This window comes from Enterobacter cloacae complex sp. 397G4 (genome assembly GCF_050031515.1).
Classification (GTDB): domain Bacteria; phylum Pseudomonadota; class Gammaproteobacteria; order Enterobacterales; family Enterobacteriaceae; genus Enterobacter; species Enterobacter hormaechei_C.
Genome location: NZ_JBLGWE010000001.1, coordinates 3651076 through 3670597 on the forward strand (window position 1 = coordinate 3651076; position 19522 = coordinate 3670597).

The 19522-nt window shown below is 50.7% G+C and carries 17 protein-coding genes; 7 read left to right on the plus strand and 10 right to left on the minus strand.

Annotation, left to right across the window (positions count from 1 at the left end; genetic code table 11):
• The first annotated feature begins 1 nt into the window (after position 1).
• The 7 genes from ACQG1Y_RS17600 (at position 2) to ACQG1Y_RS17630 (ending at position 8642) form a co-directional block, all read left to right on the plus strand.
• Positions 2 to 1195 (plus strand): hypothetical protein, encoded by a 1194-nt coding sequence (locus ACQG1Y_RS17600; RefSeq protein WP_063923529.1) that lies wholly within the window; start codon positions 2 to 4, stop codon positions 1193 to 1195.
• 584 nt (positions 1196 to 1779) lie between these two features.
• Positions 1780 to 3018, plus strand: coding sequence for a ribokinase (gene rbsK / locus ACQG1Y_RS17605; protein ID WP_426736895.1), 1239 nt, complete (start codon positions 1780 to 1782; stop codon positions 3016 to 3018).
• 121 nt (positions 3019 to 3139) lie between these two features.
• Positions 3140 to 4063 carry an ABC transporter permease gene (locus ACQG1Y_RS17610; RefSeq protein WP_223825259.1) on the plus strand — a complete coding sequence of 308 codons (924 nt, stop codon included), beginning with the start codon at positions 3140 to 3142 and terminating at the stop codon, positions 4061 to 4063.
• Positions 4063 to 4962 (plus strand): carbohydrate ABC transporter permease, encoded by a 900-nt coding sequence (locus ACQG1Y_RS17615; RefSeq protein WP_017692842.1) that lies wholly within the window; start codon positions 4063 to 4065, stop codon positions 4960 to 4962. Before ACQG1Y_RS17610 ends, ACQG1Y_RS17615 begins: the two co-directional genes overlap by 1 nt.
• A 14-nt stretch (positions 4963 to 4976) precedes the next feature.
• Positions 4977 to 6377 carry an extracellular solute-binding protein gene (locus ACQG1Y_RS17620; protein ID WP_058689507.1) on the plus strand — a complete coding sequence of 467 codons (1401 nt, stop codon included), beginning with the start codon at positions 4977 to 4979 and terminating at the stop codon, positions 6375 to 6377.
• Positions 6374 to 7585 (plus strand): ADP-ribosylglycohydrolase family protein, encoded by a 1212-nt coding sequence (locus tag ACQG1Y_RS17625; RefSeq protein ID WP_058689508.1) that lies wholly within the window; start codon positions 6374 to 6376, stop codon positions 7583 to 7585. Before ACQG1Y_RS17620 ends, ACQG1Y_RS17625 begins: the two co-directional genes overlap by 4 nt.
• A 1-nt stretch (position 7586) precedes the next feature.
• Entirely contained in the window at positions 7587 to 8642 is a 1056-nt protein-coding gene (locus ACQG1Y_RS17630; RefSeq protein WP_045349524.1) for an ABC transporter ATP-binding protein, read from the plus strand.
• Between the two features lie 65 nt (positions 8643 to 8707).
• Here the strand turns inward: ACQG1Y_RS17630 and ACQG1Y_RS17635 are convergent, their stop codons facing one another.
• The 10 genes from ACQG1Y_RS17635 to flgK form a co-directional block, all read right to left on the minus strand.
• Entirely contained in the window at positions 8708 to 9211 is a 504-nt protein-coding gene (locus ACQG1Y_RS17635; protein WP_058689509.1) for a chemotaxis protein CheW, read from the minus strand.
• Positions 9208 to 11196, minus strand: a complete 1989-nt coding sequence (gene cheA / locus ACQG1Y_RS17640) for a chemotaxis protein CheA (RefSeq protein ID WP_252065026.1) — start codon at positions 11194 to 11196, stop codon at positions 9208 to 9210. Before cheA ends, ACQG1Y_RS17635 begins: the two co-directional genes overlap by 4 nt.
• Positions 11183 to 12088, minus strand: coding sequence for a flagellar motor protein MotB (gene motB, locus ACQG1Y_RS17645; RefSeq protein WP_017692838.1), 906 nt, complete (start codon positions 12086 to 12088; stop codon positions 11183 to 11185). The genes cheA and motB overlap by 14 nt, the downstream gene beginning before the upstream one ends.
• Positions 12085 to 12981, minus strand: coding sequence for a flagellar motor stator protein MotA (gene motA, locus ACQG1Y_RS17650; RefSeq protein ID WP_017692837.1), 897 nt, complete (start codon positions 12979 to 12981; stop codon positions 12085 to 12087). Before motA ends, motB begins: the two co-directional genes overlap by 4 nt.
• A gap of 85 nt (positions 12982 to 13066) precedes the next feature.
• Complete coding sequence (gene flhC, locus ACQG1Y_RS17655; RefSeq protein ID WP_015571589.1) at positions 13067 to 13639, minus strand: flagellar transcriptional regulator FlhC; 573 nt, start codon at positions 13637 to 13639, stop codon at positions 13067 to 13069.
• Between the two features lies 1 nt (position 13640).
• Positions 13641 to 13991 carry a flagellar transcriptional regulator FlhD gene (gene flhD, locus ACQG1Y_RS17660; protein WP_023295279.1) on the minus strand — a complete coding sequence of 117 codons (351 nt, stop codon included), beginning with the start codon at positions 13989 to 13991 and terminating at the stop codon, positions 13641 to 13643.
• Positions 13992 to 14347: 356 nt separating this feature from the next.
• Entirely contained in the window at positions 14348 to 15076 is a 729-nt protein-coding gene (fliA, locus tag ACQG1Y_RS17665) for an RNA polymerase sigma factor FliA (protein ID WP_026094273.1), read from the minus strand.
• Between the two features lie 169 nt (positions 15077 to 15245).
• Positions 15246 to 16874 carry a methyl-accepting chemotaxis protein gene (locus ACQG1Y_RS17670; protein ID WP_032649212.1) on the minus strand — a complete coding sequence of 543 codons (1629 nt, stop codon included), beginning with the start codon at positions 16872 to 16874 and terminating at the stop codon, positions 15246 to 15248.
• Between the two features lie 65 nt (positions 16875 to 16939).
• Positions 16940 to 17833, minus strand: a complete 894-nt coding sequence (gene flgL / locus ACQG1Y_RS17675) for a flagellar hook-associated protein FlgL (protein WP_017692833.1) — start codon at positions 17831 to 17833, stop codon at positions 16940 to 16942.
• Positions 17834 to 17844: 11 nt separating this feature from the next.
• Complete coding sequence (flgK, locus tag ACQG1Y_RS17680; RefSeq protein WP_017692832.1) at positions 17845 to 19485, minus strand: flagellar hook-associated protein FlgK; 1641 nt, start codon at positions 19483 to 19485, stop codon at positions 17845 to 17847.
• Between the last annotated feature and the right edge of the window lie 37 nt (positions 19486 to 19522).

Below are 19522 nucleotides of genomic sequence, written 5' to 3' on the forward strand. Positions count from 1 at the left end.
CATGCAAAGGGAAAATGTTTCGGAAGACTTAAATACCCTATTTAAAATAATTATTGATGACGATGATTTGACTTTACCTTTCACAGTAAAGTCAGACATCATCAATGATTTCAAAGATAAATGTCAGGTATACTTCAATATTTTAAAAGACTATGCAGAAGATAATGACTCAGAGTTATCCAGGAGAATTAATAGACGATTAGACAAAATCACTGCAATTTATTTTGGAATAGTTGACTCGCTATCTCACTTCCTCTCTGGCGACATCAAATCTGCATATGATAGTTTTGATAAGACTTTTTCCGATCCCGTCACAGCACGCTATATTCATCACATATCCACGCCACTAAATAAAATTTGTAATAAATCCATGCCTCTCTTCCGGGTCAGAAAGTCCATTACTCCGATAACTGATAGAGGAGAGATGTTTCACATTCCTTTCTCTAAAAGGCATTTAGTAAATGCCCAAAGATATTCTGTTGCAGGATTGCCTTGTTTGTATTTGGGGTCATCCTTGTATGTTTGTTGGCTGGAAATGGACAAACCCGACTTTGACAAGCTATACATATCCTCTTACACCTCTGAAGAAGAGGAATCTAAAATTTTAGACTTTACTTCAGAGATTCTTTATTCATCATTCTATGGGATAATTGATGATGATAAAATCCCTTATGCAACTAAAATGGCATATATTAGTTTGATGCCATTGTTTTACGCTTGCAACTTTAAAAAAGTCAATGGCAGCACATTGTTCACCCAAGAATACATCATCCCTAATCTTTTGATGCAATGGATAAGCCGCAGAGGCAAATCAAATATTGTAGGTATTGCTTATAGATCAACAAAGATGGTGCGCACAAATAATGGAGATAGATCAATAAATGTTGTTTTACCTCCAAAAGTTTCATACCAACAGACAATCTCAAAGGATTTTTGCCCAAAGTTAGTTAAAATGTTTAAACTAACTCCTCCAGTTTCATGGCAAGTTCTAAAAACACTGGAATACACATGTAAACCAGATGAAAGAGATAGAATTAACTCAGCCTCAAGATATTTGGGTCGCGCAGAACGTCTTGCAGGGATAAATAACTTTGATGACAGCATCATTCATCTTTATCCACTAACTGACTTCTACAAACTTGAGAAAAGTATTCATAATCTGCTGAAGTACAGTTCGATTAGAGACAGAAAGTAATGGCGGCATTTTGGCGACAGAGCGTTAAAAAGGCATAAAATGGACAAACACCAAATAACACTAACACTCTGTTTTTAAACGTAAATAGCTGTTTTTATTACAGTAAAAATGGTATGTAGAAATTTCGGACGCGGGTTCAACTCCCGCCAGCCCACCAAAATTCTTCATCGGTGATTACCAGAGTCATCCGATGAAGTCCTGAAAGCCCGCACGGCGCAAGCCCTGCGGGCTTTTTTGTGTCTGTCGTTCTCCGAGCCATTCGACTTAGTCCGGCGATTATCGCTATACGTTCAGGTATTCCGGTTCATGCCGGATCAGCCACAGCCCCCCAGACCTACACCAATGTTCTGCGTGCTAAAGCGCCCGAGAAAAATCTAACGTTGCGTCATGGCCCATGCCATCGTTGAAATCCCCGCACTGCAAATCAAAGCCCAACCCCCCTTAACGCAATCAACATAACCAATTGATATTAAATAGTTATCACCTCATATATTTCCGTTTCCTTTTGTTTTATCGAACGATCTGTGAACAACACCAAAACATTAACAACAAGGAAACAATAATATAACTACAGAGGTGACCTTATGCTCAATAAAGAACGGCATTATGCAATTTTGACCTGGCTTAACAGGTACGAACGGGCGACGGTGAATCAGCTTGCGAAAGTATTTAACGTCACCAGGGAAACGATTCGCAGCGACCTGAACTTATTAGCGCAGGAAGGCGGCATTGAGCGATGCCACGGTGGGGCAATTATCAAACGCCGTATTTTTCATACCCAATCAGTCAATAATTTAGATAGCAATATCATTCATTTTTTTGACTCCGCGCAGTCAAGAAAAACGATCAAATCCCGACATAAAGGGCGAAAGATGAAAGGTAAAGTCTGTATTCTGGGTTCATTCAACGTTGATATTATTGCTAATGTCGATCGTTTCCCGCAAAGCGGAGAATCTATTTTCTCCGAAAATACCATTATTGGACCCGGCGGCAAAGGCGCCAATCAGGCGCTGGCCGTAAGCAAATGCAATGTTAAAACCCATTTTGTCGGTAAGGTGGGTAACGATCAGTTTAGTCAGATGGCCTTTGAACATCTTTCATCTTCTGCTATCGACAGCTTCACGCTTTATCAGGATAAAGATCAGAAAACCGGCACCGCGCTTATTTATGTTTGTCAAAGTGATGGTGAAAATATGATTGCCATCAGCCCTGGGGCCAATCGGTCCATTACAGCCGATGAAGTTGAAGCGATTACCCCTGAAGTGAAAAACGCAGATATTTTTTTAACCCAGCTGGAAAATAATCTACCCGCTACCTTTCGGGCCATTGAAATTGCCCGCCGTAACGGGATTAAGGTGGTTTTGAACCCTGCCCCCTGGTCATCTGATGTGGTTAGCTGCCTGAAGAACGTGGACTTTCTGACCCCAAACGAGACTGAGGCCTCATTGCTGTCCGGCATTCATATTGTGGATCTTGCCAGCGCGAAGGAAGCCGCCAGAGCCATTAAAGCGAAAGGGGTAGGTCACGTCATCATCACCATGGGAGCGAAAGGCGCGTTTATTTATGACGGTGAGCAATTCATTCATATCCCGGCGCTGAAAGCCGTATGTGTGGATACCACCGGTGCTGGCGATGCCTTCAACGGCGCATTCGCCGCCGCGATGGCGAAAGGGGAATCCATTATTCAGGCAGCAAAATTTGCCTGTGCTTTCGCCTCGTTGGCCGTCGAAAAAGAAGGCGCATCAAATATGCCTGAATATAAAGATGTCCTGACCCGCCTCGCGCAATATAACGATAAAAACATTCTCACCGAGAAAATTTAACGCACGCATATTTCTGCATACACAGATTATATTCACGACAACCATTTCAGTAATGGGAGTATGTCCGATGAAAGCCCTGACAGAATCTAAACCCGGCGGCGCGATACCGCAGGTAAATAACATGCCTCACCAGCAAACACTATCCCGCATGGCACGTTGCCGCCAGACGTTACGCCGGTGGTGGCCGTTCTACGTGATGGCCCTGCCTGGAGTTATCTATTTTTTTATCTGGCACTATTTACCCATTTGGGAAACCAAAATTGCGTTTGAGCAGTACCGTATTATCCCGCCGAATATCTGGGTCGGGATGCAGTATTTTGCCACGCTGATGTCATCCCCTGTTTTCTGGCAGGTGATACAGAACACCGTGATTATCGGCGCAATGAAGCTGATTTTTATTTTTCCGGTTCCCATTATCGTGGCGCTCTTGCTCAATGAAGTGCGCTCATCCGGTTACCGTAAATTTGTCCAGTCGGTGATTTATCTGCCGCATTATCTTTCCTGGGTGGTGATCGCCAGTATCGCGATTGCCACGCTCTCGCCGGTTGATGGCGCGGTTAACGACATCATTAAATCGATGGGCTACGATCCGATCCCCTTTATGACCGACAGCGGCTCTATCCGCTGGGTACTGGTGTTCACTGAAATGTGGCGCAGCGCGGGCTGGGATTCATTACTTTACATCGCGGCGATCCTCGCCATCGATCCACAGCTGTATGAAGCGGCGGAAATGGATGGTGCCGGGCGCTGGCGCAAAATCTGGCACATCACCCTGCCCGCTATCACACCGACCATCGCCACGCTGTTTATCCTCAACGTCGGGCTGTTCCTGAGCCAGGGTTTTGATCAGGTCTTCAACATGACCAACGACGTGGTGAACGGTCAGATAGACATCATCGACACCTACGTCTACCGCATGGGCCTGCGCACCGGGGAGTTCTCGCTGGCGACCGCCGCAGGGTTATTCAAAGGCGTGATCGGCATGATCCTTATCGTGCTGGCACATAACGTTTCAAAACGCCTGACGGGTAAAGGAGTCTGGTAATGCGCATCTCATCACGAAGCACCCCTTTTGAGCGCATCGAATATGTGCTCATTCTCTCGGTACTGATGCTGCTGGTTGTCGTGACGCTACAACCGATCCTCAACCTGGTGGCGATATCCTTCTCCAGCCCGGCAAACGTGCCCGGCATGAGCGGCCTGGAAATTATTCCGCAGGGCTTTTCGCTGGACGTCTGGAAGCTGCTGCTGACCAACGAAGCCGTGCTGCGCGGGTTTGGCAATGCAATGCTGATTACCGTGGTGGGCACCATCATCAACGTAGTTTTCACCGTGCTGCTGGCCTGGGCGCTGGCGCAAAAACGCCTGCCGGGACGCCGCTGGCTGTTTATGTTTGTCCTGTTCACCATCGTCTTTGAGCCGGGCATCATCCCCGATTTTCTGGTGATGAAAAAGCTGGGGCTACTGAACAGCTACTGGTCCGTCATCCTGTATCGCGCCGTCTTCGCCTGGTACCTAATTATTCTGGTTCGCCTGTTCGAAGAGATCCCGGAGGAGCTGCTGGAAGCCGCCGAACTCGATGGCGCGAACCCGTTCCAGACGCTGTGGTACGTCATTATGCCGGTCGCCAAATCGTCCATTGCCATGATCACGTTATTTTACATGGTGCTGCACTGGAACGAGTTTTTCCGCGCCATGGTGTACCTCAACGACCCGGACAAATGGCCGTTGCAGGTGGTGCTGCGTCAGTTTGTCGTCGAGGGCGATAAGCTGGCGATGGTAGGCGTCGAAAGCATGTCGAACTACACCGATGCCAGCCAGATCAGCATCAAGGCGCTGAAAGCCGGGATGATCACCTTAACCATCGCCCCGCTGATTGCCATCTACCCGATTATTTTGCGCTTCTTCACCAAAGGGACCATGTCCGGCGCGGTGAAGGGTTAACAGGAGCGATGACGATGAAATTATTCACAGCAATCGCCTGCGGCCTGCTGTTATGCCAGGCCGCCTGGGCCGAGCCGGTCACTATCCGGATTGTGGAAAAAGATCTGCTGACCACCAACCGCGAAGATGTCGCGCATATTCAGCGAATCGAGCAGGCGCTGGCACGCCAGGGACACGATATCCACATTGAGATCGTCAACCTGTCGTCTTCCGGCTACTCCGACGTGCTGAACGTGATGCTGCTCTCCGGCACCATCCCTGATCTGATCTATTTCAACGGCAGCGACCAGAAGATGGTCGAACAGGGCATTCTTGAAGACTGGCGTCCGTGGATTACGCAAACCCGCTATCTGAAAGAGGCGCTGTGGCCGCACAACCGGCTTCGCCTGCAAAACCATCCGACCCTGCTGTATGTCTTTCCCCTGCGCGCGCGCCAGCCGGTGATCCGTGAGGACTGGTTACAGAAGAGCGGATTCAGCGCATCACCCAAAACGCTGGCGGAGTACGTCACGCTGTTCAATGCGATCCACGCCGGTGACTACAACGGCGACGGTAAGACGGATAGCTGGGGGATCACCTCCGAGAAAGACCTGCGCGATCTCGACGGTTTTATGAACCCGGCGTTTGGCATTCACGCCACCTGGCTCAAGGACGATCAGGGCAAGCTGATCAACGCCCAGATAAGCCCGCAGGAGCGGAGCAAGCTGGAGTTCTACCATTCGCTGTATCAGAAAGGATTGCTCTCCTCCCAGTACATCACCACCAACTGGGAGCTAAAAGAGGATGAGTTTTATACCGGCAAGGTTGGCGTGGTATCCGTCTCATCGCCGGGCAACGTCGGCGTGTACCAGGAAAAGATGCGCCAGATCCATCCTGACGCCACCCTCACCCTGCTCGACCCACCCGAAGGCCCGGCAGGTAAAGGGCTGGCGGCGACAGATGTTTCCATGGAAACGCGCGGCTTTGCCATGTCCTCGCTCTCGAAACATAAAAAGGAAGTGATGATCCTGCTCGATTTTCTGGCAAGCCCGGAAGGGCAAATGATGGAGCAGATGGGCTTCGAGAACACGCACTATGTTCGTAAGGGCAACACGTTAAACGTGACGCCAAAAATTAATGCCTGGTATCCGCGGTTTATCCAGGCCGCCAACTGGAAGCCGCCGGTGGAGTGGCGGACGCCTGCGATGCTGCGCTATATCGACAATTCACAACGTTATTTTACGGCGGATAACGCCTTTATCTTCCCGGCGTCGTTTGCCGCCGCCATCGACTCAACCAGCAGTATTTATAACCAGTGGGCGTACCAGTTTGTCTCTGGCAAAGCGTCATTTGATCAGTGGGATCAGTATGTCAGCGCCTGGAAAGCCGCAGGTGGAAACGCCATGACCGAATATGCAGAGGAAAAATTAAAATGACCGTTACTCAAGCCGCTGATTTATCGTTCACGTCCCGCATTCTGGGCATGCTGTATGGCGTGGCGTTCGGTGATGCCTTAGGCGGACCGGTTGAGAAACTCTCCGCCCGGCAAATCGCGGAGAAATATGGCCGCGTCACCTCCATCCACCAGCGCTGGCACCGGATGGACGAGCCGTCCGCACGGCGCAACAACCGCGTACGCGGCAACGGTATCATCACCGACGATACGCTGATGACGCTCTGCCTGATGGAGGTTTACAGCGAGCTGGGCCGTCACGTTGATGCGTGGGATATGGGGGAGTCTTTTGTGCGGAAGATTGCCTGGGAACCGCGCTGGGTGCCGGAACTGGATCGGGAAGCGCTGGTTATTGAGCGCCTGTTTTATCCGGAAAAATGGATCTTCCATCGTCTGCAACTGGCCGCCTGCGATCCGCGCCAGGGCGGCGTGGGCAATATGGTGAACTGCGGCGCAGCCATGTATGCCGCCCCCATCGGAGCTATTAATGCCTGCAACCCTGAGTCAGCTTACCAGGAAGCCATTAATTTCACCCAGGGGCATCAGCAGAGCTATGGGCTGGAGGCCGCCGGGGTCTTCGCCGCCTGCGTTGCAGCGGCATTTATTCCTGGCATCACCATTGAGGCTATCACCAACATCGCATTGAAACTGGCTAAAGACGGCACCCGCCAGGCCATCGCGGCAACGCTTGAGGTCGCGCATCGCTACCGTGGAACCGCATGGGATTATCAACAGGTCGTTGACGCCCTGCACGATGCGCTTTTGCCCTTCTCACCGATGGGAGATGACCTGATGCACGGCCCGGAAAAAGCGGGCGTCCCCACCATGGCCTACCAGCCCTCGCGCCTGATGTCGATTGAGGAACTGCCAATGGCGCTGGCCTTCTGCCTGCTGCGCGAAGGCGAGTTTCGCGGGGCGGTGGAAGACGCCATCAATTCAGGCCGTGATACCGACTCTATCGGGGTGATGAGCGGCGCGATTTTAGGCGCGCTGCACGGGGAAGCCATTGTCGAACCTGAGGTGCTGGCGGGTATTGATAGCGCCAACCGCCTGGATCTGCGTACGGCCGCGCTGCGCTTCAGCGAATCAGCACAAAGCATTATCCAGCAGGATCTCGCTGCGGCGGCGCTTTACCGCCAGCACGTCATGCCATTATTGCAGCCAGGCCACAACGCCGGGCGAGGAGAGTAACATGAGCCAAATCGTTTTAAATAATCTCGGTAAATCCTACGGCAACGTCAGCATCATTAAAGGAATCTCGCTGAGCATTCACGAAGGCGAATTTATTGTGCTGGTCGGCCCGTCCGGGTGTGGGAAATCCACCCTGCTGCGCATGATTGCGGGTCTGGAAGACATCACCTCCGGTGAACTGCTGATGCACGGCGAGGTGGTCAACACTCTGCCCGCCAAAAAACGCGATATCGCCATGGTGTTCCAGAGCTATGCGCTCTATCCACACATGAAGGTGCGGGACAACATGAGTTTTGCCCTGAAGCTTGCCAGCGTCTCAAAAGCGGAACGGATGGCGCGCGTGGAAGAGGCAGCGGAAATCCTCGGCCTGACGCATCTGCTCGATCGCCTCCCGCGGGATCTTTCCGGCGGCCAGCGTCAGCGCGTGGCGATGGGACGCGCGCTGGTGCGTGACCCGAAGGCCTTTTTGTTTGATGAACCGCTCTCCAACCTGGACGCCAAACTGCGCCATAAAATGCGCGGAGAAATTCGTAAGATCCACCAGCGGATGGGTCGCACCACCATCTACGTGACGCACGATCAGACGGAAGCGATGACCATGGCGGACAGGATTGTGGTGCTGAATGCCGGACATATTGAGCAGGTCGGCACCCCGGAAGAGCTGTACCGTAACCCGGATAACCTGTTTGTCGCGGGCTTTATCGGCACGCCGGAAATTAACACCCTTAAAGGCGTGATTCAGCACGGCGAGATTGTGCTCAACAACGGCTACCGCTTCCCCTGCCCCCTCCGCTCACATATTGAAGGGATGGAGATCATCTGCGCCACCCGACCGCACTATATCCGGATCGGCGAGTCAGGGATGCCAGCGGAAATCGTGCTGATAGAGATGACCGGGGAAGGACAGGAGATCCGGGTGCGTATCAACGATCAGGAGCTGATCGTGGTGTCCCATGAAAAGCTGGATATCAACGTGGGTCAGAAGGTCTTCCTCACCGTAGACGCGGAAAAAATGTTCTTGTTTGATGCCCAGACCGGTAAGCGCCTGCGGTCATAGAATGCTTAATCAATCCCTCCTGCAATCGCAGGGGGATTTCATAATGGCGGTGGGTATATATCAGGCTAGGCCAGGCTAGTTTCCAGCATCGAATCCACCATATCCATCTCTTCACGGCTGAGCAGCATTTCGATATTGACCAGGATGATCATTCTGTTTTCCATCACGCCAAGCCCAAGAAGATAGCGGCTTGATAGCATGGACGCGAAGTCCGGCGTCGGTTTAATCTGATCCATGTCCATCGACAGCACGTCAACCACACCGTCTACCACGATTCCTACAACGCGATTATTGAGGTTAAGGATGATCACTACCGTACTGTCATACTGCTGAACGTCAGGAAGACTGAAGCGCACGCGAAGGTCAACTATTGGCACTATCACACCGCGCAGGTTGGTCACGCCGGTGATAAAACCTGGCGCGTTCGGGATACGAGTAACGCTATCGCATCCACGTATCTCTTGTACCTTCAGAATGTCGATCCCATATTCTTCGTTACCGAGACGAAAAACCAGATACTCCTGCGCAATGGCGTCCGCGCCCGCAGGCTTTGTCGTTGTTTGGGTCATGCTGTTACTCCTTGCTTGCCGAACGTCGGCCTGACATGGTTTTCCTTTTGTCCGTTCATCGTCGACAGTTCAACCACGTCGAGGATTAGCGCAACGCTGCCATCACCGAGAATGGTCGCGGCTGAAACGCCCGGTACTTTGCGATAGTTCTGTTCGAGGTTTTTTACCACAACCTGTTGCTGACCAATGAGCTGATCGACCCACAGGGCGTAGCGGCATCCAGCGCTTTGGACGATCACCACAATGCCATCTTCAGGTGCGGTCTCGCCGGGCACCGATAGGCGCTGACGCAGCATCACCAGCGGAAGATATTCGCCACGAATTTGCAGCAGACGTTCCTCCCCGACGAAGCGGCAGAGCATATCCTCGCCGGGCCTCAGCGATTCCATTACCGCGCCGAGCGGCAGAACATAGATCTCCTGTCCAACTTTCACCAGCATGCCATCAAGGATTGCCAGCGTCAGCGGCAGAATAATGCGTATCGTCGTGCCTTCTCCCGGCTTTGAAAGGACTTCGACATGGCCGCCCATGGCCATAATGTTACGACGGACCACGTCCATACCCACGCCGCGCCCGGAAACATCCGTCACGCTTTCTGCGGTGGAAAATCCCGCGGCGAAAATCAGCATCCATACGTCCTCATCGCTGAGGGTGTCGCTGATATTCATTCCCTGGGAGCGGGCTTTCGCGAGGATTTTCTCCCGGTTCAGTCCGGCACCATCATCAGTCACCTCAATGATGATATTGCCGCCATGATGTTCCGCCGAGAGGATAAGATTGCCCACTACCGACTTCCCCTTACGGGCACGTTCTTCTTTCTGCTCAATGCCGTGATCGAGACTGTTACGCACCAGATGAGTCAGTGGGTCGATAATGCGTTCGATCAGGCTCTTATCCAGCTCGGCCGAGCCGCCACGAAGAGTTAGCTCTACCTCTTTGTTCAGGCGTGAACCCAGATCGTGCACCAGCCGCGGGAAGCGGCTAAAAACATAATCCATTGGCATCATTCGAATTGACATGACTGATGATTGAAGCTCGCGTGTATTACGCTCCATTTGCGCCACGCAGCTGGAGAGCATATCGTAGCTTGCTGGATCAAGTTTTTTGGAAAGCTGAGATAGCATCGCCTGGGTGATGATGAGCTCACCCACCTGGTTAATGATCTGATCGACTTTACTGACCGCCACACGGATGCTGCCCGATTCCTGACTATTACTACGGGCTGGCACCGGCGCGGCAGGTCGTGAAGGCGGTTCTGAATGGTCCGCGACTACAGAAGCTTTGTCCGTAACAGGAGAAGTCACTTCAACCGACGCTGGTTGAACGACATGCTCGATAAGTATTTGCGACTCTTCAAGCACAAAACACAGCACCGCGGAGATATCGTCGGCAGAGGCGCTCGTGCGCAGCTGAACCACCATGCCATCATCAGCCTTCTGCGTAGCGACAATCTCTCCCATGTGGGATAACTCTTCCTGAAGCATTGCCCGCTCGCTTTCAGGAATTTTCTTCAACGTCACGCAGAGTAAAAGCTCACCATCAGCTGCCCCCTGCTGCGTCACGGCTTTGTCTTGCAACTCGACTGCCGTCTGGGCATGTTTGTCTTCCAGAGCAATCTTGCGCAGGGCTTCACAAATATAGCGATAACTCGCTTCATCAGGTTCCTGAGAAGACTGATAGGCTTCCAGTTGCGCTTGCATAATGTCTTTACATTCCAGAAATAGATTAACGGTCGTTCGGTTAAGCGAGCGTTCTCCGGCTCGCACCTGGTCAAACAGGTTCTCAAGTAGATGCGTGGTCTCTTGCAGGGCATTAAAGCCAAAAGTCCCTGCCCCGCCTTTCAAAGAATGCGCTGCGCGAAAAATGGCATTTACCTGTTCAGGATTCGGCGATGCGGCATCAATCTCCAGCAAATGCTTCTCCATCTCGGCCAGCAGCTCTTCCGCTTCGGTAAAAAAGATCTCGGTGAAATCATTCATGTCCATCGCTATACCCCCTTACCTCCTGCTGCGTAGTGTTGTTCAGGACGTTTTCTGGGCGATGCATGCGCGTGTCTTCCAGACGGATATCCTGTTCTTTGGTTTTACTTAATACCAAAATGCTAATACGGCGATTCGCCGGACTTGAGGGATCACTGTTTTCTAAAGGCATACGGCTTCCCGTGCCGATCACGCGAAGAAAACGCTCATCGTCAAGACCTGCTTTAACCAGCACGCGGCGCGCGGCGTTGGCGCGTCCGGAAGAAAGTTCCCAGTTACTGTATCCGGAGGTGCCGCCCGCATAGGGAAGCGAGTCGGTATGGCCGGTGAGACTGATTTTATTGGGCAACTCCTGCAACAGCGGCACAAGCGCCTGCAAAATGCCGTTCATATAGGATTCCGGCAGCTCGCTGCCTACTCTAAACATCGGGCGATCCTGGCTGTCGGTGATCTGAATGAGCAGGCCGTCGTTGGTAAGACGCAGCATAATGTTGGATTTAAAGTTATTGAGCCGGGGATCGGTTTCGATCATCTGCTGCAATTTATCTCTGGCCTGTTTCAGGCTCTCCATCCAGCGCTGCCGCTCGCTCTGTACCCGCTTATGATTCGCCACTTCTCCGTCCTGCTTCATCAGATCGTCACCGCCGCCGGGGATGATGCTGTCGCTCAGGCTGGTTTTGTCGCCATTGGCCATAGATGGCTTAAGCGGCATGCGGAAGTAATCGGCGATCATCTCCCGCTGCACCGTGCTGGACTGAGAAATCAGCCACATTACCAGGAAGAACGCCATCATCGCGGTCATAAAATCGGCGTAGGCGATTTTCCACGTACCACCGTGATGAGCATGCTTTTTCTTCTTTCGCTTGCGCGAAATGATTATCGGGGAATCGTTTTTCATGCCGTGGCATCCGCAGACTTAGACTTAAGGCTGGCGCTGGATTTCACTTCCCGCACATGCTCTTCAAGCTCCTCAAAGGAAGGCCGTTCGCTGGTAAAAATGGTTTTTCGGCCAAACTCCACGGCAATTTGTGGCGCATAGCCGTTTAGACTGGAGAGCAGCGTGACTTTTATACACTGAAGGATTTTGACCTGATCGGAACTCATCTGACGCAGCAGGGTTGCGAGCGGTAATACAAACCCGTAGGCAATCAAAATTCCGAGGAACGTGCCCACCAGCGCGTGGCCAATCAGCATTCCGAGCTCGGCTGCGGGTCGGTCCGCGGCACCGAGCGCGTTCACTACCCCCATGACGGCAGCCACAATACCAAAGGCCGGAAAGGCATCGCCGACGGTATTCAGACTGTGGGCCGGAACCTCAAGCTCCTCTTCGCAGGTTTCAATTTCCTCATCCATTAACGCTTCGATTTCATGCGAGTTCATACTTCCGCCAATCATCAGGCGGAAGTAATCGAGGATAAAGTTGCTTAACATCGGATCGCTCATCAGACGAGGATAAGCGCTGAAAATTTCGCTGCCCGCCGGATCTTCAATGTCTTTCTCAAGTGACATGAGTCCCTGAACACGACTTTTTGACAGCAGCAAAAACATAAGCGCCATCAGGTCCATATAAACCGTTTTGTTGTAGCGTTTCCCCACGAACAGCTTCACGATAGCTTTACCCGTCGCCTTAAGGGATTTCATGTTATTACCAACAATAAAAGCGCCGACCCCGGCACCGCCGATAATTAACAATTCCAAAGGCTGGAACAGCGCGAGCAGATTACCACCAGACAGTACGAACCCACCAAATACGGTAGCAATAACAACAAGATAGCCAAAGATAACTAACACACTCTCTCCTTTTTACTCGCTGACCGATGTCGAGTGCCGTGGCATCGAATAAAACGCCATCCTGTGCATTGCCATCGAACATCCGTCAGGCTGTCATAATTTCCGGCGTGGCATAATTGCCTGCGATTCCGCTGAGGTTGACCTGCGATTTCTTAAATGCCCGCGAAGGAGGGCTACACAAACTACAGGTGAACGGGTTTTTGATGAATTCCGTCGTGACCACAAAACCACCGGAACAAACGCTACAGGCCTTACGGGAAATAATACCGCAGTCGATAAAGCGTAATAATGTCCAGGCACGCGTTAGCCCCAGGACAGGTTTATCGTCGCAGCAAGAACCACACTGCTCCAGATAAAGACGGTAGGTTTTCATCAATATTTCAATAGGACGCCCGCCCCCAGTTTTCTGAAGATAAAGGTAAATATTATAGAACATGGAAGAGTGAATATTCTGCTCCCATGACATGAACCAGTCTTCAGAAAAAGGGAGCATCCCTTTTGGAGGCGGACAGCCGCGTAACTCTTTATACAAGCGCAGTAAGCGCCGACGACTTAAAGAAGTTTCAGATTCCAGAACCTGCATTCTTGCCCCAAGGTTAATTAACCCCATGGCAATATTTACCTCTTCAATTTCTTGCAATAAACTTTTCTCGCACATTTTATGCTTCTCCCGTCACAGCAGCATCGGACTCGCTTAATGAATTAAGTAAGTTTGTCGATAAAATGATGCCGGTATGAATTTGCTGAAGAGCTTCAATACGCGAATCTTTCGTCAAATTTTCGATGACCACTTCGTCATCGACGCGTAAACGACAAATCAACTGATTGGTCGCAGCCAGTTTCATCAACTGTGGTAAAGACAACTCTTTTAAATTATCAATCGTGCCTTCGGATAAGCCGAGACGAAAACTGGCAGCAAACTTGTCCTGTCTGATCAGCTGCTGCGCCAGTAATAAATAAGAAAGATTAATATCGTGAATGTTTTGCAGATACTCGTCAAAATTGGACACAAAAAGCTCCCACTGTTTTTCAACCACAAACAAGGCTAAATAGTTAAGGCAAAATGTTTACCCGGTCGATGCAGAGAGTCTTTTGGCATTGATAATCGCTGAATTCAGTCAAGCTGATTCAATAAATTATCGAAAAACTTTTCAATGCCAAAGGATGGCTACATCACAAATCTGACGAAATCATATTCATTAAGAATTTTCCTAGCAAGCTTTAAGAAAACAACGCGCACCAGAAAACTATCATAACCAAATGATTTACCTATAAAAATACACATTGTTAAACATTCTTAATTATCACGCAACGTAATTAACTTTACTTAGGAAATATTGTTAATCTTGTTAATGTTATCGCTATGTTATTCTTTCCTTAACCGATCCATTCTGCTTCGTAAGCGTTTTATCGCTAAACTGTGCAACTGGCTAACGCGCGTTTCGGTAACGCCCAAAATTAATCCAATCTCTTTCATGTTCAGATCCTGCTGATAATAAAACTGCAATATCTGCTGTTCACGCTTGGGGATCATTCGGATATGCTCAGCAATGTTGGCTATCAAGTTTTCCTGAATGGCCTCATTTAACGGATTAAGCTGTGCATTTTCGCCGTCATTACTCTCCCAACTGTCTGAATAGTTTTCCTGAAGTTCATCAATAGAGTACATCTGGCTGCTATTATTATCAGCCAGCATTTGCTGAAATTCCTTTAGCGAAACGCCCATCCGTTCAGCAATATCAGCTTCGGTCGCTTCCCCCCCCTTTTCCTGTTCGATCTGCTGAATAAGTGACACAATTTCCCGCGAATGCGATCGCACGCGCCGTGGAACCCAATCACTTTCCCGAAGCTCATCCATTAATGCCCATTTCACACGCTGTGAGATCCAGGCATTAAGGGCCACCCCTTTTTTAGGGTCAAAGCTATCAATGGCACTCAAAAAACCCATGGAGCCCGCCTGAATGAGATCGTCTAATTCGACATTGGCAGGCAGTCTCTTATGCAAACGCAGCGCTTCTTGCCTGACGATAAAATGGTATTTTGACCACAATGCCGTTTTATTCTCCAGCCCTTCAGCTGTGTATATACCGTCCACGCATTTCTTCCACCTAATCTTCACATTCTCAATTATCAGTTGAAACCACATAATCAAAAAGTGCGATAAGCTTTTATAAAAATGCGCATTCTGTTAATTTAATCATCGCGCTGCCTGACAGGAATAATTGGCGGCACTATTGACGCCAATTATTCTCTTTCCGCAGATGTCAGAACGTTTCCCACTGCGCATTATCATTTTCAACGTGACGCAACGTCATTTTTTCCGGCGCGGGCGTATGGCGTTTTTCAACTTTTTCATCTCGCAGGGTAAACTGGGCAACAAGTTGCTCAAGCTCGTCCGACTGAGATTCCAGTTTGCCTGCCGCCATGGCCGCTTCTTCCACCATCGCCGCGTTCTGCTGAGTCACCAGATCCATCTCGTTCACGGCCTGCGAAATCTGATTGATACCCGCACTTTGCTCGTCAGAGGCCGAACTGATTTCGCCCATAATCTGCGTCACCTCAGCAACCGAAGTCACGATGTCCTGCATGACGCCGCTCGCCTGGCTTACCTGGCGCGAACCTGTATCAATATTGTTAACGCTGGTATTAATCAGCTGATTAATCTCTTTCGCTGCATCGGCGCTGCGCTTGGCGAGGTTACGCACTTCTTCCGCAACTACCGCAAAGCCACGCCCCTGCTCTCCCGCTCGAGCGGCTTCAACCGCTGCGTTCAAGGCCAGAATGTTGGTCTGATTGGCGATACTGTCGATGACGCCGTTAATATCAGCAATCTGACGGGAGCTTTCGGTAATCTGCGCCATGATAGCTTCCAGGTTTACCATCACCTCACCGCCATTTTGGGCATTCATGCTTGCCCCTTCTGCCAGACTGCGCGCCGCATGTGCGTTATCCGCATTCTGGCGTACGGTGGTTTTAATTTGCTCCATGCTGGCAGCCGTCTCCTGAAGGGCCGCAGCCTGTTCTTCGGTACGGGAGGAAAGGTCGCTGTTGCCCTGAGCAATCTCCTGGGCGTTAGAATGGATATTCACTACCCCTTCACGGATACCGGTAATGGTGTTGGTCAGGGAGACACGCATCTTCTCAAGCTCCCTGAGCATTTTGCCAATTTCGTTATCAGCGCCAGTCTCTATGGCATGACTCAGATCGCCTGCCGCTACGCGCTGAAGCATCTCAACGGTAGTTTCCATCCGGCGCACCAGCGCAATACGCAACCAGTAGCGAACGGCTAACAATACGCAAATCGCGATGGCCATCATCACCACGCTTACCCAAATCATCATCTTGTAGCTGCTTTCAGCTACTGATACATATTCGTACCCCCGGTCAGATGAGATTTCTGAATACTTCTCAATTTTTTGACGCAGCTCGGTACGCAGTTCCATATCACCGTTCATCGAGCCCGGGTATCCTTCCGGTCGCTCAAGATAGCCGAGCTTGGTTTGGACGGTGTTATAAACCAGGTCAAATTTGGCGCGAAGCTCCTCAGCAGCCCTTGTCTCTGCCAGGCTGTTGAATTTCACCTGCGCGAAAGCATCCATCTCCTTGCGCGCCTCTTTCAGCAGGTTGTGGGTATGTTTGATCATCTCTGGCGACAGCGGTTTATGCAGCGACGTCTGAAGCATCATCCCGTTCGTATTCGCCACCACCGAGTTAATGTTATATGCGGCGTTAGTCATATAGGCGTTGCTGTCATTAACGTCCACAACGCGTTTAAAATTTTTATTAATCGTCACCGAGTTATAAACGGAAAAAGCCGTAACGCCAAACAGCATGCAAGAGATCATGCCGATAATCAGGCTGATTACGGTATAGATTTTTAGTTTATTTAACATAGGTCCTCATAAGCCGCACATAAATATACGGCTAAAACTTTCATAAATAAGATGGAAAGATAATGTTATTTATTAAATAAATTCATTTTTTGCATTGACTGAAATACCATCATGGATGCGTTCAGCGCAAATTCTGACATTTTAGAATCCATAATGAGCGAGGTCATCGTGCTATAGTCAGCGCCAATGGCCGTCTGAACCTTGGTTATGGTGTCGTTGATCATGACGTCGCCACTCATATCAAGCGCGTCCAGTTGCTGAAGGTTGGTCCCCAGTTCCGCCTGCGCCTTACCCAGACGATCGATGCCGCCGGAAACCGCTTCGCTGGCGGCGCTCAACGCAGCATTCAGCGCATCACGGTCGATGGGATCGCGAGAAAGTTCTTCTACCGCTTTATCAAGAACAGAGAATATATCCCCGAAAACATCGCTGCCCAGGTGGCCCGTCTGCATATCCGTACCATCGGCAACGGTTTGTCGACGAGCGGTATCACCGCCGACATAGTTACCCGCATCGTCAAACGGCGCCGTATCGCTTTTAAATCCGCCAAAAATATAGCGCCCGCTCCCGTCGCGATTATTCGCGAGATCCATCAGATTGCCGCGAATACCTTTAATCTCTGCACCCAGCGCCCGACGATCTTCATCAGAGTAGCTTTCCGTTTTCGCCGCTACGATTTTTTCGGTGAGGGTGGTGGTCAGCAAATTGCCCACACCGTTCAGGATATTATCTTCATGCTCAAGTGAACTCCGCACCGTTGAACGTACGTTGCTGTAAAGCTCAAGCTTCGCCAGTGCGTCCTGATAATTTACCGCATCGGTAGCGGACTTTGGATCATCCGAGGCTCGCAGCAACGATTTTCCAGCAGAGAGTTGAAGATAAATATTATTATTATCACTCACGCGCTTTGACATGCTCTCGGCGCTCTGTTTAAACATATACAGCGTACTTAATCGCATCGGATAGCTCCTTATTTAATCGAAAGCAGCGAATCAAACATGGTGGTTGCGGTCTGTAGAATTTGCGCATTGGCCTGGTAATATTGAATAAACATCTGCATATTGACGGTTTCTTCGTTCATATCCACACCTGAAAGCGCCTGCTTCGCATCATATTTAGTTTGCAGGTCGATCTCAGCCGAGGAAATGCCCGATTTTACCGCCCGCGCGTTAGAACCAATGGTGCCCACCAGGCTTGAATAAGCCTCCGTCAGCGTGCTGCCGCCAATCAGTTTCTCATTCTGGATCTTAAGCATCTCTTCCAGATTAAGATTATTTCCCACCCCGCCCCCGGAGGCATCCGCTGCGGCAAAATCCTGTGCGCTGTTGATCGCGCGGCCAATACCCTCCGCAGCCCCAGCCATAGGATTAAAGGAAAAACTGTCCCCGGCGCTTGCGGTCACACCGGAGAGATCAATCTCAATGCCGTCAAACTCTAGCGTGGCGGAACCGGCCGGCACCTGCTTCACCAGGCGTCCGTCCTCCCCCATTACGTTCCAGTTTGTTCCATCAAAGTCGATGCTGTAATTTTCAGATTTTACGTTGGTGTAGTCCGTCACGCTGATAGCGTCGAGCGTTCCCCCACCGGCATTGCCTGCATTTGCCACCGCCTTCATAGGTGGCAGAGAGAAAAGATCGCCCCCCGGCACACCCGCTGGCGTCTCACCCAAACGGTGCTGCTCGTTCATGCGGCTCGCCATCATAAAGGCGATCTGGTTTAGCTCGTTTTTAGCGATCTCAAGATCTTCGCTGCGGAACTTAAACAACCCGGCCAGGCGGCCTTTGGTAATGCTCGCTTCGTTAACTGGCGTGGTAGTGCCGTTGCTATCAACGTAAGAGACAACGATTCTGTCAGGATCGCTTTCAGACGCTGTGGCCTGTAGCTTGCTGGCGTTTTCGCCAAAGACAAGGGGGCGACCATCCTGAAGCGTTACGTCGACGCGGCCAGATACGCTATTCTCGGTTACATCTATACCGATCTGCTCACTCAGTTTTTCCAGTAATGCATCACGTTGATCCAGCAGGTCCGCAGGCGGCGTACCGTTCTGCGCCTGTACGCGTTCCAGCTGTTTATTCACTTCTGCCAGCTGGTCGCTGATGCTATTAATTTCTTTAACGCTGGTTTCGATATTGGTGTTGGTGCTCTTTTCCAGCGCGGTGAGGCGCTTGCCGCTGTCATTGAAGCGCTGGGTCAATACGCCGAGTGAGCTGAATACTGCGGAACGGGCCGGGCCGTCATCTGGGGTTGCGCTCAGCGTCGCCATCGACTTGAACAGGTTATTGATAGAGACAGAGACGTTGTCGGATTCATCGCCCAACATATTATCAATGTCGCTCAATTGCTCCATGCGGCCGTTAAGCGAGGCCCAGTTTGAGACGGAGCCGCGTAGCTGCTTGTTGGCAAAAGCATCGTAAGCGCGATCGACGCCAGTTACCGTCGCACCGTAGCCATAAAATCCGTTTCCCGTGGTCATGCCACCGAGCTCACCAATCACAAGGCTGCGGCGGCTATAGGTATCGCTCATGCCATTGGTCAGGTTGCTGCCTACCACACTAAGAGCGGATTGCGCTACGCTAAGGCCACTTTTCGCGAGACTAAAGAGGTTGTTCATAAGGCACCTGGATATTCCGTTATTTCCAGCCCGATAT

Excerpts from the sequence above, each read along its gene's own strand:
- ACQG1Y_RS17600 (WP_063923529.1), top strand. The coding sequence starts at position 2 with ATGCAAAGGGAAAATGTTTCGGAAGACTTAAATACCCTATTTAAAATA.
- rbsK (WP_426736895.1), top strand. The coding sequence starts at position 1,780 with ATGCTCAATAAAGAACGGCATTATGCAATTTTGACCTGGCTTAACAGG.
- ACQG1Y_RS17610 (WP_223825259.1), top strand. The coding sequence starts at position 3,140 with ATGCCTCACCAGCAAACACTATCCCGCATGGCACGTTGCCGCCAGACG.
- ACQG1Y_RS17615 (WP_017692842.1), top strand. The coding sequence starts at position 4,063 with ATGCGCATCTCATCACGAAGCACCCCTTTTGAGCGCATCGAATATGTG.
- ACQG1Y_RS17620 (WP_058689507.1), top strand. The coding sequence starts at position 4,977 with ATGAAATTATTCACAGCAATCGCCTGCGGCCTGCTGTTATGCCAGGCC.
- ACQG1Y_RS17625 (WP_058689508.1), top strand. The coding sequence starts at position 6,374 with ATGACCGTTACTCAAGCCGCTGATTTATCGTTCACGTCCCGCATTCTG.
- ACQG1Y_RS17630 (WP_045349524.1), top strand. The coding sequence starts at position 7,587 with ATGAGCCAAATCGTTTTAAATAATCTCGGTAAATCCTACGGCAACGTC.
- ACQG1Y_RS17635 (WP_058689509.1), bottom strand. The coding sequence starts at position 9,211 with ATGACCCAAACAACGACAAAGCCTGCGGGCGCGGACGCCATTGCGCAG.
- cheA (WP_252065026.1), bottom strand. The coding sequence starts at position 11,196 with ATGGACATGAATGATTTCACCGAGATCTTTTTTACCGAAGCGGAAGAG.
- motB (WP_017692838.1), bottom strand. The coding sequence starts at position 12,088 with ATGAAAAACGATTCCCCGATAATCATTTCGCGCAAGCGAAAGAAGAAA.
- flhC (WP_015571589.1), bottom strand. The coding sequence starts at position 13,639 with ATGTGCGAGAAAAGTTTATTGCAAGAAATTGAAGAGGTAAATATTGCC.
- ACQG1Y_RS17670 (WP_032649212.1), bottom strand. The coding sequence starts at position 16,874 with ATGTTAAATAAACTAAAAATCTATACCGTAATCAGCCTGATTATCGGC.
- flgL (WP_017692833.1), bottom strand. The coding sequence starts at position 17,833 with ATGCGATTAAGTACGCTGTATATGTTTAAACAGAGCGCCGAGAGCATG.
- flgK (WP_017692832.1), bottom strand. The coding sequence starts at position 19,485 with ATGAACAACCTCTTTAGTCTCGCGAAAAGTGGCCTTAGCGTAGCGCAA.